Genomic DNA, 13,903 nt, shown 5'->3' with positions numbered 1-13,903 from the left:
ACCCAAAGGACTGTATTTTTGCGAGTACAGGCCCTGACAAAACTGGTGGGTGATACATGGATCGAACATGTGACCCCTGCCGTGTGAAGGCAGTGCTCTACCGCTGAGCTAATCACCCGTGTCGTTGCTGCGACAGCCCGCGATTATGGCATAGCTTTCTTACGCCTCAGACAAAGTCCGCCAAATTGTTTTACCGCTGCTGGACTTGTCGATCTGCACGAGTACTTCCTCATGCTCGGCAAGCTCCTGCGCACTGGCGGTCAGCACCGTCAGTGCAATGCGGCTCAGATCTACCGCGGCCACGGTGGTGCCTCCTGCCCCGGCGGTGGCCTCATCCATGATCAGCAGGGCATCCTGCCCGCGGGTCATGTTGATGTAGACATCCGCCAGCAACTCCGCGTCCAGCAAGGCGCCGTGCAGCGTACGACTGGAATTGTCCACGCCCAGCCGGTCGCACAGCGAGTCCAGCGAGTTGCGCTTGCCCGGGAACATCTCCTTGGCCATGGCCAGGGTGTCGATCACGCCCCCGACATGCGCGGACAGCGGCGCCAGGCCGACCAGTTCCAGCTCCTTGTCCAGGAAGCCCACGTCGAAGCTCGCGTTGTGGATGATGAGTTCCGCGCCCTGCAGGTATTGCAGGATGTCTTGCACCCGCTCGGCAAACTTGGGCTTGTCGCGCAGGAATTCATTGCTGATGCCGTGCACCTTCAGCGCGTCCTCATGGCTGTCGCGCTCGGGGTTCAGATACAGATGCAGATTGTTGCCGGTGAGCTTGCGGTTGACGAGTTCCACGCACCCCAGCTCGATGATGCGGTCGCCCCCTTCCGCCGACAGGCCGGTGGTCTCCGTGTCCAGAACAATCTGTCGGGACATCAGTGGTTCTCCTTGGCGTGGTTGATCGAGTACTTGGGAATCTCCACCGTCACATCGCTCTGCGCCAGGATGGCCTGGCACGACAGGCGCGATTGCGGCTCCAGGCCCCACGCGCGGTCCAGCAGGTCTTCCTCCTCCTCTTCCGCATCATTGAGCGATTCGAATCCTTTGCGCACGACCACATGGCAGGTCGTGCAGGCGCAGCTCATATCGCAGGCGTGCTCGATCTTGATGCCGTTGTCCAGCAATGCCTCACAAATTGAGGTGCCGGCCGGCGCGGTGATTTCCGCGCCCTCGGGACAGTATTCGTGATGAGGCAGGATCTTGATGACGGGCATGGGTGTTGGAATCAATGGATGAGGTTTGTGCGCTCAGAGGGCGCTGACGTTCTTGCCTGCCAGGGCTTGGCGGATACCGCGGTTCATGCGCTGCGCAGCAAACGCCTCGGTGCCCTTGGCCAGGGCCTGCGCTGCGGCCTCGACAGCCGCCGCGTCGGTGCTGGTCTCCAGCGTGGCGCGCAGTGCATGCATCAGGTCGTCGATCGCCGTGCGCTCCGCGGCCGTTAGTACATCGCCGTCCACGTCCAGTGCGCTCTGCGTGGCGATCAGCAGGCGGTCGGCATCCACACGGGCTTCAACCAATGCGCGCGTCTGCATGTCCTGCTGCGCGGTCGCAAAGCCCTCTTGCAGCATGCGCGCGATCTGCTCGTCGCTGAGCCCGTAGGATGGCTTGACGTCAATACGCGCCTCCACACCGCTGGCCTGCTCGCGCGCAGCCACGCTGAGCAGACCATCCGCATCGACCGTGAACGTGACGCGGATGCGCGCCGCGCCCGCTGCCATGGGGGGAATGCCCCGCAGCTCAAAGCGCGCTAGGCTGCGGCAGTCCTGCACCAGGTCGCGCTCGCCCTGCACCACGTGAATGGCAAGAGCGGTTTGGCCGTCCTTGTAGGTGGTGAAGTCCTGCGCCTTGGCCGTGGGAATGGTCTCGTTGCGGCCGATGATGCGTTCGACCAGCCCACCCATGGTTTCGATGCCCAGCGACAGCGGAATCACGTCCAGCAGCAGCAGATCGCCGGCCGCATCGTTGCCGGCCAGTTGGTTGGCCTGGATGGCCGCGCCGATGGCCACCACTTCGTCCGGGTTGAGGTTGGTCAGCGGTTCACGGCCGAAGAATTCGGCCACCGCGGTGCGCACGACCGGCATGCGCGTGGAGCCGCCGACCAGCACCACGCCCTTGACCTCATCGCGCTCGATCTGCGCATCGCGCAGGGTGCGGCGCACCGCCGCCAGGGAGCGCTGGGTGAGATCCGCTGTCACTGCCGCAAAATCTTCACGCTTAACATCAAATTGCACTGTAGCGCCCGCCACATCTGCGGTAAAAGCTACATTATCAGTAGCAGTCAGCGCTTCCTTGCAGGCGCGCGCGGCCAAGCGCACCGCCGTCTTGTCCTCGGGCGTACTCGCCCGAACACCTGTCTGCTGCATCACCCACTCGGCCAGAGCCGCGTCGTAATCGTCGCCGCCCAGGGCCGAGTCCCCCCCGGTGGCAATGACTTCGAACACCCCTTGCGCCAGGCGCAACACGGAGATATCGAACGTGCCACCGCCCAGGTCGTACACGGCATAGACGCCTTCGGCTCCGTTGTCCAGCCCGTAGGCAATCGCGGCGGCCGTCGGCTCGTTGATCAGGCGCAGCAGATTCAGGCCCGCGAGATGGGCGGCATCCTTGGTCGCCTGGCGCTGCGCGTCGTCGAAATATGCGGGCACCGTGATCACGGCGCCGTAAAGGTCACTGTCGAAACTGTCTTCGGCACGGTAGCGCAGCGTGGCAAGGATCTCGGCACTGACTTCCACCGGCGATTTCACGCCTGCCGCGGTGGACAGCGAGAGCATTCCGCCACTGTCGGTCGCTGCAATGAAGTTGTAAGGCAGCTTCTCGCGCCCCGTGATGTCGCCCAGGCCCCGGCCCATGAATCGCTTGACGGATGACACCGTGTTGGCCGGGTCCTGCATCTGCGCTGCAGCGGCCTCGTAGCCGATCTGCCGCCCGCCCCCGCCCAGGTAGCGAACGACGGAAGGCAAAAGCACCCTGCCCTGCGCATCGGGCAAGCACTCGGCGACCCCGTTGCGCACCGCCGCCACCAGCGAATGCGTGGTGCCCAGATCAATGCCGATGGCAACGCGCCGCTGGTGAGGATCGGGCGATTGCCCTGGTTCAGAAATCTGCAGAAGCGCCATGAAATGAGTGTGGAAAAGCCGGGGCCCGCAAGCGCACGCCCAGGCAGGAGTGACCGAATAAAGCGCCTATTGTCCCAGTTGCTCTCGGCGCAAATCGATGTCGTGCGCAAATCGCGCAATGAACATGAGGGCTCTGACCTCGCGGGCTGCGCCGGCATAGTCCTGCTGCTGGTCCAGCAGTTCCGCACAACGGGCCAACGCCACTTGCCGCGCCTTATGGGTGGTGTCGTCCAGCGCGTCAAGCTCCGCAGCACTGCGGGCCTCATCCAGGGCTTCGCGCCACTCCATCTGCTGCATCAGGAAGGCCGCGGGCATGGCGGTGTTGTCCTCGGCGCGGATGGGCGAGCCGCCCAGTTCGCAAAGGTAAGCCGCCCGCTTCAAAGGATCCTTCAGGCGTTGGTATGCCTCGTTGATGCGCACCGACCATTGCATCGCCACACGCTGGGCGGCGGCGCCCTGCGCCGCAAACCGGTCGGGATGGGCTTCGCGCTGCAGGTCCTTCCACCGCGCGTCCAGAGCGTCGCGGTCCTGCGCAAAGCGGCGTGGCACGCCAAAAAGTTCGAAATCGTCGGATTGGAGGTTCATGGCAATAAAAAAAACCGCCAGCGCGGCGGGCGATGGCGGTCCTGTGCAATAAGCGGCCTACGGCGTGCTCACACGCGGAAGCTCTCTCCACAACCACAGCGGTCGCGCTCATTCGGGTTATTGAAGCGAAAGCCTTCATTGAGGCCCTCGCGCACAAAATCCAACTCGGTCCCGTCGATATAAGCAAGGCTCTTGGGATCGATCAGCACCTTGACGCCGTGATTTTCAAACACAACGTCTTCGGGTGCCTGCTCATCGACATATTCAAGCTTGTAAGCCAGGCCTGAGCACCCGGTGGTCTTGACACCCAGGCGCACGCCCACGCCCTTTCCCCGCCGGGCGAGGTAGCGCGTCACATGGCGCGCGGCAGCTTCGGTCAACGTGATCGCCATGGTCTTCAGGCGGCCTCGACAGCCGCTCCGTGCTTGGCCTTGTAATCGTTGACGGCGGCCTTGATGGCGTCTTCCGCCAGGATGGAGCAGTGGATCTTCACCGGCGGCAGCGCCAGCTCTTCGGCGATCTGGCTGTTCTTGAGCGAGGCAGCCTCATCCAGCGTCTTGCCCTTGACCCATTCCGTCACCAGCGACGAGGACGCAATGGCGGAGCCGCAGCCGTAGGTCTTGAAGCGCGCATCCTCAATCACACCCGTATCGGGGTTCACCTTGATCTGCAGCTTCATCACGTCGCCGCAAGCCGGCGCACCGACCATGCCGGTGCCCACCGAGTCGTCACCCTTGTCGAAGGAACCCACATTGCGGGGGTTCTCGTAATGGTCAATCACTTTGTCCGAGTAAGCCATGGTGTGTTTCTCCTGTATTCCGTCGTTCCGCGTGTGGTCAGTGAGCTGCCCATTGGATGGTGCTCAGGTCCACCCCATCCTGGTACATCTCCCAGAGGGGGCTCAACTCACGCAACTTGGCGACGTTGTGCCGGATGGTGCTGATCGCGTAGTCAATTTCTTCTTCCGTCGTGAAACGGCCAATGGTCATGCGCAGGCTGCTGTGGGCCAGCTCATCGCTGCGGCCCAGGGCGCGCAGCACATAGCTGGGTTCCAGGCTCGCCGAAGTGCAAGCCGACCCGGAAGACACCGCCAGTCCCTTGATGCCCATGATCAGGGATTCGCCTTCCACGAAGTTGAAGCTCATGTTCAGGTTGTGGGGTACGCGCCGCTCCAGGTCGCCGTTGATAAAGACCTGCTCCACATCCTTCAGACCGTCCAGCAGACGCTTTTGCAGCGCTTGGACCTTTTCCAAATCCTGGGCCATTTCCAGCTTGGCCAGGCGGAAGGCCTCGCCCATGCCCACAATCTGGTGGGTGGGCAACGTGCCCGAACGCATGCCGCGCTCGTGGCCGCCACCATGCATCTGCGCTTCCAGGCGCACGCGCGGCTTGCGGCGCACGTAGAGGGCTCCGATGCCCTTGGGTCCGTAAGTCTTGTGCGAAGCCAGGCTCATCAAATCCACGGGCAATTGGGTCAGGTCGATTTCGACCTTGCCGGTGGCCTGCGCGGCATCCACGTGAAAAATGATGCCCTTCTCGCGGCAAAGCGCACCCAGCTGGGGAATGTCCTGGATCACGCCGATTTCGTTGTTCACGAACATGACACTGGCCAGGATCGTGTCAGGGCGGATGGCGGCCTTGAACTCCTCGATGTCGAGCAGGCCGTTCTCCTGCACATCAAGGTATGTCACCTCGAAGCCTTGGCGCTCCAGTTCACGCATCACGTCAAGGACGGCCTTGTGCTCCGTCTTCACGGTGATGAGATGCTTGCCCTTGCCTTGGTAGAAATGGGCAGCGCCCTTGATGGCGAGGTTATTGGATTCAGTGGCGCCCGAGGTCCACACGATCTCGCGCGGGTCGGCGCCGATCATATCGGCCACATGGCCGCGGGCTTGCTCCACAGCCTCTTCGGCCTCCCAGCCCCAGGCGTGGCTGCGCGACGCCGGGTTGCCGAAGTGTTCGCGCAACCAGGGAATCATCGCGTCGACGACCCGTCCGTCCACGGGGGTCGTGGCGCCGTAGTCAAGATAGATAGGGAAATGCGGAGTCATGTCCATGGCTGGCTCAGTGAAAAGTTCTGGCTGGCATCAAAAGGCAATAGGATCGACGTGGCGAACCCGCCCCGCGCGCAGCCCGTGGCCGGCGCAGGTCAGCCTGCAGCTCAAGATTTGGCGAACGCGTTGCCGAGGGCAAACACCGAATTGGGTGCGTTCACACGGATCGGTTTGACCACCGGCGTGGTGGAGATCGCGCGGCGCGTGACCGGCTTGTCTTCGATTTGCACGCCCTTGGCGAGCTGGTCGTCCACCAGTTTCTGCAACGTGACGGAATCCAGGAATTCCACCATGCGCTGGTTCAGAGAGGCCCACAGCTCGTGCGTCATGCAACGGCCCGCCTCGCCCAGGCAGTTTTCCTTGCCACCGCACTGCGTGGCATCAATGGGCTCGTCCACGGAGACAATGATGTCTGCCACGGTAATATCGCCCGCCTTGCGGGCGAGCGTATAACCGCCGCCAGGGCCGCGCGTGGATTCCACCAGTTCGTGGCGGCGCAGCTTTCCGAACAATTGCTCCAGATAGGACAGCGAAATCTGTTGGCGCTGGCTGATGGCCGCCAAGGTGACGGGCCCGTTGTTCTGGCGCAGGGCCAGATCGATCATGGCGGTGACCGCAAAACGGCCTTTGGTTGTGAGACGCATCGCAAGCTCCTTGTCTAGGCTTGATCGTTATAGAAACGCCGCGGCATGCGTATAGCCAACCGGGCACCGTCTCCACCCTTTCCCTGAAGCGCTACGGCTGCAGCCTCCAAGGCCCTTGTTTGTTGTGGGGCTCTTTCTTGAGTGTTTGAGACAAGTATAGCACAAATCCCTATTAATTTTGTCGGGTAACTAGACTAAACAGTCGCGTTTTCTCCTGCAGGGTCGCAAAGCCTGGTCATGCGGCAGGGATTTGATCGCCGCCATGCGCTCCAAACACCCGGTCCTTGAGACGGGTCAATTGATCGCGCACCCGAGCAGCCTGCTCAAACTCCAGGTTGCGGGCGTGTTCCAGCATGAGCTTTTCCAGCCGCTTGATTTCGCGGGCAATGTCCTTTTCGGACATCTCCTCCAGTTCGGCCTGCCGCGCCGCGTCTTCGCGGAGTCGCTGGGCTTCCTGGCCTGCCTTCTCGCTGTACACGCCGTCAATCAGGTCTCGCACCTGCTTGACGATGCTGCGCGGCGTAATACCCCGGGCCTCGTTGTATGCGATCTGTTTGGCGCGGCGGCGTTCCGTTTCGCTGATCGCCTTGCGCATTGAGTCGGTGATTCGGTCGGCATACAGGATAGCCTTGCCGTGCAGGTTGCGCGCCGCCCGGCCAATGGTCTGGATCAGGCTGCGTTCGGCGCGCAGGAATCCCTCCTTGTCGGCATCCAGGATGGCCACCAGGGAGACCTCAGGAATGTCCAGCCCCTCACGCAGCAGGTTGATCCCCACCAGGACATCGAAGGCTCCCAGGCGCAGGTCGCGAATGATTTCCACGCGCTCCACAGTGTCGATATCGGAGTGCAGATAGCGCACCTTGACCCCGTTGTCGCTCAGGTAATCGGTCAGTTGCTCCGCCATGCGCTTCGTCAGCGTCGTAATGAGTACGCGTTGATTCTTTTTCGTGCAAATGCGTATTTCTTGCAGCACATCATCCACCTGATGGGTAGCGGGACGCACCTCCACCTCCGGGTCCACCAAGCCGGTGGGCCGCACCACCTGGTCCACCACCTGGCCCGAGTGCTCCTTCTCGTAATCAGCCGGAGTGGCCGATACAAACACCACCTGCCGCATGCGCTGCTCGAATTCCTCGAACTTGAGCGGCCGGTTGTCCAATGCCGACGGCAGGCGAAAGCCGTACTCGACCAGCGTGGTCTTGCGCGCGCGGTCGCCGTTGTACATGGCGTTGAGTTGCCCGATCATCTGGTGGCTCTCATCCAGGAACATCAGCGCATCGGGCGGGAGGTAGTCGGTCAGCGTGCTCGGCGGCTCGCCAGGCGCAGAACCCGACAGGTGGCGCGTATAGTTCTCGATGCCCTTGCAGTGCCCCACTTCGCTGAGCATTTCCAGGTCGAAGCGCGTGCGCTGCTCCAGCCGTTGCGCCTCCACCAACTTGCCCTCGGCCACGAAGAACTTGAGCCGCTCGTCCAGTTCCTGCTTGATGGTCTCCACGGCCGCCAGCACCTTGTCGCGCGGCGTGACGTAATGGCTGCTGGGGTACACCGTGAAGCGCGGGATTTTTTGCTGGATACGCCCCGTGAGCGGGTCGAAAAGCTGCAGGCTTTCCACCTCGTCGTCGAACAGTTCGATGCGCACCGCCAGCTCGGAATGCTCGGCAGGGAACACATCGATGGTGTCGCCACGCACGCGGAACTTGCCCCGGCTGAAGTCCTGCTCGTTGCGCTGGTACTGCATGCGGATCAGCTGCGCGATCGCGTCACGCTGGCTCAGCTGGTCGCCCACGCGCAGCGTCATGATCATGCGGTGGTAGCTCTCAGGCTCGCCAATGCCGTAGATGGCCGACACGGTGGCCACGATGACCACATCGCGCCGCTCCAGCAAGCTTTTGGTGCACGATAGGCGCATCTGCTCGATGTGCTCGTTGATGGCGCTGTCCTTCTCGATGAACAGGTCGCGCTGAGGCACGTAGGCCTCGGGCTGGTAGTAGTCGTAATAGCTCACGAAGTACTCCACGGCGTTCTTGGGGAAGAACTCGCGGAACTCGCTGTACAGCTGTGCGGCCAGCGTCTTGTTGGGCGCGAAGATGATGGCCGGCCGTCCCAGGCGGGCGATCACGTTCGCCATGGTGAAGGTCTTGCCCGAGCCCGTCACCCCCAGCAGGGTCTGGAACACCTCGCCGTCCTGCACGCCCTCCACCAGCTTGGCGATGGCCTCGGGCTGATCACCGGCGGGCGGGTATGGCTGGTACAACGAAAAGGGCGAACCTGGAAACTGGACGAACTGCCCGTCCGCCGCGCCAGCGGCCGGCTCAGAGGTGACTTCATGCATGGCGGAGGTAAACGGCGCGCGGAGGCGGCCGTTAAAATCAAGAGTGGACCGAAAGCCTACCGTAGGTGAGGTCCCGTCGTCAGATTTCCATCCCCTCAAGGACTTTTCATGTCTCTGTTCACCGCCGTCGAAATGGCTCCCCGCGACCCGATCCTGGGTCTCAACGAACAATACGCCGCCGACCCCAATCCAGCCAAGGTCAACCTGGGCGTGGGCGTGTACTTCGACGACAACGGCAAGCTGCCCCTGCTGCAGTGCGTGCAGGCGGCCGAAAAGGCCATGATGGACAAGCCCGCTGCGCGCGGCTATCTGCCCATCGACGGCATCGCCGCCTATGACAGCGCGGTCAAGGCCCTGGTGTTCGGCGCGGAGTCCGACGTCGTCAAGGCCGGCCGCGTGGCCACGGTGCAGGCCATTGGCGGCACGGGCGGCCTGAAGATCGGCGCAGACTTCCTCAAGAAGATCAGCCCGAACGCGAAGGTGCTGATCTCCGACCCGAGCTGGGAAAACCACCGCGCCATCTTCACCAATGCCGGCTTCGAGGTGGGCAGCTACCGCTACTACGACGCCGCCAACCGCAAGGTGGACTTCGACGGCATGCTGGCCGACTTGAACGCCGCCGCGCCCGGCACCATCGTGGTGCTGCATGCCTGCTGCCACAACCCCACGGGCTACGACATCACCGCCGCGCAGTGGGAACAGGTGATCGCCGCCGTGAAGGCCAAGGGCCTGGTGGCTTTCCTCGACATGGCCTACCAGGGCTTCGGCTACGGTATTGCCGAGGACGGCGCCGTGATCGGCAAGTTCGTCGCGGCCGGCCTGAACATCTTCGTGTCCACCTCGTTCTCCAAGAGCTTCAGCCTGTACGGCGAGCGCGTGGGCGCGCTGTCCGTGGTGGCCAACGACAAGGACGAGGCCGCGCGCGTGCTCTCGCAGCTCAAGATCGTGATCCGCACCAACTACAGCAACCCGCCCACGCACGGCGGCGCCGTGGTGGCGGCGGTACTGAACAACCCCGAGCTGCGTGCCCTGTGGGAAAAGGAGCTGGGCGAAATGCGCGTGCGCATCAAGGAAATGCGCCAGAAGCTGGTGGACGGCCTGAAGGCCGCCGGTGTGAAGCAGGACATGGGCTTCATCACCACGCAGATCGGCATGTTCAGCTACTCCGGCCTGTCCAAAGACCAGATGGTGCGCCTGCGCAATGAGTTCGGCGTGTACGGCACCGACACCGGCCGCATGTGCGTGGCCGCGCTCAACAGCAAGAACATCGACTACGTCTGCCAGGCCATTGCCAAGGTGATGTAAGTATCACGTGCACAAAAACCGCCCTCCCGGGCGGTTTTTTTTTTGGCATATCCGAAGCCATCTCGCACGGATCTCACACTTCGTTACAAGCCTTGCATAATTCGGACGCCCTGCGCATCTGAACAAATCCATAGACGCCCGCCACTGCACATCATGAATCACTTCAAGATCTCGACCCGCCTTGTGTTCCTCATCGGACTGATGTCCGTCCTGCAGCTCATCGTGGGAGGCATAGGCCTCTATGGCACAGACCAGACCAAAGAAGGCCTGCGCACCGTGTACGAAGACCGTGCCGTGCCCCTGGGTCAGCTGTCGCAAATCCAGTCCAACCTGCTGGAAAACCGTCTGGCGCTGACCAGCGCCCTTGCCAACTTCACACCCGAAGAAGTCACACGCACTGCTACAGAAATCGACCGAATCCTGGCGGAAACCAGCAAGATCTGGGTAGCGTACGCTGCCACCAGCATGACTGCCGCCGAGAAGGTGCTGGCCAACAAGTTCGAGGCCGACCACACCAGATTTGTGAATGAAGCCCTCAAACCTGCAGTCGCCGCGTTGCAGGCGGGTGATTTTGACAAAGGCAAAAGCCTCAACGACACCATGGTGCGCCCGGGCTATGCCCCCCTGCGGGAAGGCATACAGGCCCTGGTCGATCTGCAGCTGAATGAAACCAAAGCCGAGTTCAATGCCGCCACCAGCCGCTACAACACGCTGCGCGCTCTCTCGATCGGCTCCATTGTCCTCGGGATCGCCTTTGGTGTGCTTTTTGGGCTGGCCGTGATGCGCAACATCACCCGCTCCCTGAAAGAAGCCGTGGAAGCCGCCGACGCCGTTGCCCATGGTGACCTGAGCCGCAGCATCCCAGTCCATGGCAAGGACGAAATATCGCTGCTCTTGCGCTCGCTCGCTGCCATGCAGGAATCGCTGGCACATGTCGTGCAGCGGGTACGCAGCGGTTCCGAATCTGTGGCGATGGCCAGTGCCGAAATTGCCCAGGGCAATCAGGACCTGTCGGGCCGCACCGAAAGCCAGGCCAGCGCACTGGAAGAAACCGCCGCCAGCATGGAGCAACTGGGCTCCACCGTGCGCCAGAACGCCGACAACGCGCGTGCGGCCAACCAGTTGGCCCAAAGTGCCAGCATCGTGGCTGTTCAGGGTGGGCAGGTCGTTGCCCAGGTGGTGGACACCATGAAGGGCATCAACGACAGCAGCAAGCGGATTGCCGACATCATCAGCGTCATTGATGGCATCGCCTTCCAGACCAACATCCTGGCCCTCAATGCGGCCGTGGAAGCCGCCCGGGCCGGCGAGCAGGGCCGGGGCTTTGCCGTGGTGGCCAGCGAGGTGCGCAGCCTGGCCGGGCGCAGCGCCGAAGCGGCCAAGGAAATCAAGAGCCTCATCACCGACAGCGTCAACCGTGTCGAGGCCGGCAGCGCCCTGGTGGATCAGGCGGGCACCACCATGCAGGAGGTGGTGGGCTCCATTCGCCGCGTGACCGACATCGTGGGCGAGATCAGCGCGGCCAGCAGCGAGCAGAGCGCCGCCGTGACGCAGGTCGGCGAAGCCGTGACACAGATGGATCAGGTCACGCAGCAGAACGCAGCACTGGTCGAGGAAATGGCCGCCGCGGCCAGCAGCCTGCGCAGCCAGGCGGCCGATCTGGTCAACACCGTGGCCGTCTTCAAGCTCGGTGCGCAGGGCGGCAACACGCCCGTGCGCCCGGCAGCCCCGCAGGCTCCCGCAGCACAGGCCCCGGCGCCCATGCCCGCACCAGCCCCCCGCCCCGCTCTGCGCACGGCGGCACCCGCAGCCAAACGCGCGCCCGCCCCCGCCAAAGCCAAGGCGGTGGCCGCACTTCCGCCCAGCACGCCCAAGGCGCCACCCGCCAGCGCGGGCAAGGACGATGAATGGGAGTCCTTCTGAGCATGAACGCACCGCTTGCGCATACCCGCGTCCTCAGCCTGGCACTCAACCTGCCGGGCCCTGCGGCCCTGTTGCGCTGCGCCCAAATGGGTGCACAGTGCACCAAGCTTGAACCGCCCCCGGCCCCGGGCCAGCCCAGCGCCGACCCCATGGGCATCTACAGCCCGGCTGCCTACGGTGAACTGCACCAGGGCGTGCGCGTGCTGCATGCCCACCTCAAGACAGACGAAGGCCAGGCCGCGCTGCATGCCGAACTGGCGCACACCGACGTGCTGATCACATCCTTTCGCCCCTCGGCGCTGACCAAAATCGGGTTGGGCTGGGAGGCGCTGCAGGCGCGCTACCCGCGCCTGTCGCTGGTGCGCATCGTCGGCGCCCTGGGCGAGCGCGCCGAGGAACCGGGCCACGATCTCACTTACGAGGCCGAGACCGGGCTGCTGGCCAGCCTGCAGGTGCCCCCCACGCTGTTTGCCGACATGGCTGGTGCCCTCATGGCCAGCGAGGCCGTTCTGCAGGCCCTGCTGGCACGCGCGCAGCAGGGCACGGGGGTCTGCATCGAGGTGGGACTGGCCGAGGCCGCGCAGTGGCTGGCGATGCCCCTGCACTGGGGCCTGACCACACCGCAGGGCGATGTGGGCGGTGCCCACGCGGGCTACCGCGTCTACCCTTGCGCCGACGGTCGTGTGGCCGTGGCTGCTCTCGAGCCGCACTTTGCCACGCGCCTGTGCGAGGCCGCAGGCCTCGCGGCCCGGGGCGACATGGAGCACATGCGCGACCAGGCCACCCACGCAGCCATCGCCCGCTTCCTCCTGGGGCATACCCGTGACGAACTGACCGCGCTGGCGCAGTCGCGCGACATTCCGCTGCACACCCTGCGCTGAACTGGCCATGCAAGGCACTGAGCGGCGCAGGGATGGCGACAAAAACCCGCGCACCACGCAGGTGCGGCCCCGGTCTGCGCGCCAGCAGAACACGTCCCCTGCGGGCGCCCGCCTGGCCATGCTGCTGATGCTGGGCTGGCTGGCCCTGCTCGCCTGGGGTGCCTGGGCACAGCGCCTGCCACTGTGGCTGCTGGTGGCCGTAGCGGGACTCAATCTGGTGACTTTTTTCGCCTATGTCCTCGACAAAAGCGCTGCCCAGCGCGGCGCCTGGCGCACCCGGGAGAGCCACCTGCACCTGCTCGCCCTGCTGGGCGGCTGGCCTGCCGCATGGTGGGCCCAGCAGTGGCTGCGCCATAAATCGCGTAAACAGGACTTCCGCGCGGTGTATTGGGGCACGGTGGTGTTGAACTGCGCCGCACTGGCGGTGTGGACGCTGCGGCCGCAGACGCTGCGCGAAGTGCTTTCTTTTTTATAGCTGCTCGCGCTTACCAGCATTGCGGCGGGGCCGGTTTTTATCGGGATCTGCGGCATGCCCTGCGGCCACGTCCGACAGCGCGGCCTTCCATCACCCGACAGCCAGGCGATGCTGCTGCGCCTCCAATGGGTCCAGTTTTTTGCCGCATTGGAGAACGACGCCATGAAGCCTTTCGCCCTCGACCCGAGCATGACCACGGCGACCGGGACTTTCTACCCCACGGGCCATGTGTTCGCGCTGTTTGCGAACGAGGAGGCGGCGCGCTCCGCAGGCCAGGCGCTGCAGGCCCAGGGTCGCGATGACGTGGCGCACGCCACGCCGCCGATGATCCTGGAACATGTGGTGCGCACGCTGGGCAATGCCGATGCACCCCTGCCCTCGGTCGGTGCGGAGGGCGTGATCGTGCGCCGCATCGCGCAACTGGCCAGCGACGGCGCCCACGGCCTGTTGCTGCGTGCCACGGATTCCGACGCTCCGGAGACGCTGCGCGACCTGCTGCAGCCGCTGGGCCCGCTGGCGGCGTTCTACTACCGCCGCCTGGTCATTGAGGAGCTGGTGTCCGCCCCCGCCGGTCCCGCGCGCTGACGGCCG

At 63.9% G+C, this 13,903-nt stretch carries 14 protein-coding genes and 1 tRNA gene; 5 read left to right on the top strand and 10 right to left on the bottom strand.

The window, feature by feature from the left end; translation table 11 throughout:
- Positions 1-43 precede the first annotated feature (43 nt).
- The 10 genes from OX89_RS08845 to uvrB form a co-directional block, all read right to left on the bottom strand.
- Positions 44-118 (bottom strand) — tRNA-Val (locus OX89_RS08845).
- A gap of 41 nt (positions 119-159) precedes the next feature.
- Positions 160-873: a DNA polymerase III subunit epsilon gene (gene dnaQ, locus OX89_RS08840; RefSeq protein ID WP_011805369.1), complete on the bottom strand. Its 714-nt coding sequence runs from the start codon at positions 871-873 to the stop codon at positions 160-162.
- Entirely contained in the window at positions 873-1,211 is a 339-nt protein-coding gene (gene fdx, locus OX89_RS08835) for an ISC system 2Fe-2S type ferredoxin (RefSeq protein ID WP_011805370.1), read from the bottom strand. Before fdx ends, dnaQ begins: the two co-directional genes overlap by 1 nt.
- A 33-nt stretch (positions 1,212-1,244) precedes the next feature.
- A complete protein-coding gene (gene hscA / locus OX89_RS08830; protein ID WP_047350341.1) occupies positions 1,245-3,113 on the bottom strand; it encodes a Fe-S protein assembly chaperone HscA in 1,869 nt (622 codons plus the stop codon).
- A 66-nt stretch (positions 3,114-3,179) separates the two neighbouring features.
- The gene (gene hscB, locus OX89_RS08825) at positions 3,180-3,698 is read right to left on the bottom strand and encodes a Fe-S protein assembly co-chaperone HscB (protein ID WP_047350340.1); all 519 of its coding nucleotides are present in this window, start codon (positions 3,696-3,698) and stop codon (positions 3,180-3,182) included.
- A 68-nt stretch (positions 3,699-3,766) separates the two neighbouring features.
- Positions 3,767-4,090, bottom strand: coding sequence for an iron-sulfur cluster assembly protein IscA (gene iscA, locus OX89_RS08820; RefSeq protein ID WP_011805373.1), 324 nt, complete (start codon positions 4,088-4,090; stop codon positions 3,767-3,769).
- Between the two features lie 5 nt (positions 4,091-4,095).
- On the bottom strand, positions 4,096-4,497 hold the full coding sequence (iscU, locus tag OX89_RS08815) for a Fe-S cluster assembly scaffold IscU (protein ID WP_011805374.1): 402 nt from the start codon (positions 4,495-4,497) through the stop codon (positions 4,096-4,098).
- Between the two features lie 37 nt (positions 4,498-4,534).
- Positions 4,535-5,755, bottom strand: coding sequence for an IscS subfamily cysteine desulfurase (locus tag OX89_RS08810; protein ID WP_047350339.1), 1,221 nt, complete (start codon positions 5,753-5,755; stop codon positions 4,535-4,537).
- A 104-nt stretch (positions 5,756-5,859) separates the two neighbouring features.
- Positions 5,860-6,396, bottom strand: coding sequence for a Fe-S cluster assembly transcriptional regulator IscR (iscR, locus tag OX89_RS08805; protein ID WP_011805376.1), 537 nt, complete (start codon positions 6,394-6,396; stop codon positions 5,860-5,862).
- 235 nt (positions 6,397-6,631) lie between these two features.
- A complete protein-coding gene (gene uvrB / locus OX89_RS08800) occupies positions 6,632-8,728 on the bottom strand; it encodes an excinuclease ABC subunit UvrB (RefSeq protein ID WP_047350338.1) in 2,097 nt (698 codons plus the stop codon).
- A 108-nt stretch (positions 8,729-8,836) separates the two neighbouring features.
- Between uvrB and OX89_RS08795 the strand changes: the two genes are divergently transcribed.
- From OX89_RS08795 to OX89_RS08775, 5 genes are all read left to right on the top strand, one after another.
- Entirely contained in the window at positions 8,837-10,033 is a 1,197-nt protein-coding gene (locus OX89_RS08795) for an amino acid aminotransferase (protein WP_047350337.1), read from the top strand.
- A gap of 153 nt (positions 10,034-10,186) precedes the next feature.
- Positions 10,187-11,956 carry a methyl-accepting chemotaxis protein gene (locus OX89_RS08790; RefSeq protein ID WP_011805380.1) on the top strand — a complete coding sequence of 590 codons (1,770 nt, stop codon included), beginning with the start codon at positions 10,187-10,189 and terminating at the stop codon, positions 11,954-11,956.
- Positions 11,957-11,958: 2 nt separating this feature from the next.
- The gene (locus OX89_RS08785; RefSeq protein ID WP_047350336.1) at positions 11,959-12,837 is read left to right on the top strand and encodes a CaiB/BaiF CoA-transferase family protein; all 879 of its coding nucleotides are present in this window, start codon (positions 11,959-11,961) and stop codon (positions 12,835-12,837) included.
- Between the two features lie 118 nt (positions 12,838-12,955).
- Entirely contained in the window at positions 12,956-13,312 is a 357-nt protein-coding gene (locus OX89_RS08780; protein ID WP_231403404.1) for a DUF1294 domain-containing protein, read from the top strand.
- A gap of 162 nt (positions 13,313-13,474) precedes the next feature.
- A complete protein-coding gene (locus OX89_RS08775; RefSeq protein ID WP_047350354.1) occupies positions 13,475-13,897 on the top strand; it encodes a hypothetical protein in 423 nt (140 codons plus the stop codon).
- Positions 13,898-13,903: the final 6 nt, after the last annotated feature.

The organism is Diaphorobacter sp. J5-51 (assembly GCF_001023515.1).
Lineage (GTDB): Bacteria > Pseudomonadota > Gammaproteobacteria > Burkholderiales > Burkholderiaceae_C > Diaphorobacter > Diaphorobacter nitroreducens.
The sequence above is the reverse complement of the archived record's forward strand: the minus strand, read 5'-3'. Positions and strand labels throughout refer to the sequence as shown.